Raw genomic sequence first — 366 nt, forward strand, 5'->3', positions numbered from 1 at the left:
GGAACCGGGTGGGGTGAGGGAGTGCCGGCCGTCGAGGCGGTGCGAGAGCTGGCGGGGGGTAAGCGCGCGGAGCCGGGGGGGGGCCAGTTCGATGGCAAGCGGCAGAGCGTCCAGGGGGCGGCAGATCTCGGCGCAGGGCGCCGGGTCCTCGGCGGGGTCGAAGCCGGGGGGGGCGGCGGCCACGCGCTCGGCTCGTGCCCGATCGTGCGCTCGTACTGGTCGTGCAGCGGATACGCCGGCCGGCGCGCATCACCGGGCACGCCGACAGGCTCGCTGGTGGTCGACAGGAAGGTCCGCACAGCGGACGCGGCGCGGGTTTGGTCGGCCAGCACGGCCGGGGCCTGGATCAGGTGCTCGCAGTTGTAC

The 366-nt window shown here is 75.4% G+C and carries 1 protein-coding gene; it reads right to left on the reverse strand.

From position 1 onward, the window contains the following. A partial coding sequence (locus UK12_RS43945) for a hypothetical protein (protein ID WP_045307022.1) occupies window positions 1-183 on the reverse strand: 183 nt, incomplete at its 3' end. Window positions 184-366: the final 183 nt, after the last annotated feature.

It is taken from the genome of Saccharothrix sp. ST-888, from assembly GCF_000955975.1.
Classification (GTDB): Bacteria; Actinomycetota; Actinomycetes; order Streptomycetales; family Streptomycetaceae; genus Kitasatospora.